Here is a 251-nt window from a genome sequence, read left to right as displayed (position 1 = left end):
ACCTGCCCCATTTCCGGCACGGCCGCGCGCGGTGCGGACGCGCTGGAGGATTCCGCCCAAATCCGCATGCTGCTGAACTCCGCAAAGGAAGAGGCGGAACTGACCATGTGCACCGACGTGGACCGCAACGACAAGGCGCGGGTCTGCGAGCCGGGCAGCGTCCGCCTTCTCGGCCGCCGCATGATCGAACTCTATTCCCGCCACATCCACACGGTGGACCATGTGGAAGGGCGGCTGCGCGAGGGCTACGA

General features: G+C 66.9%; 1 protein-coding gene. It reads left to right on the top strand.

Features of this window, described 5'->3' with window-relative positions; genetic code table 11:
• A partial coding sequence (locus JT719_RS24975) for a chorismate-binding protein (RefSeq protein ID WP_207436481.1) occupies positions 1-251 on the top strand: 251 nt, incomplete at both ends.

Source organism: Sabulibacter ruber, from assembly GCF_017355955.1.
GTDB lineage: Bacteria > Bacteroidota > Bacteroidia > Cytophagales > Hymenobacteraceae > Nibribacter > Nibribacter ruber_A.
The sequence above is the reverse complement of the archived record's forward strand: the minus strand, read 5'-3'. Positions and strand labels throughout refer to the sequence as shown.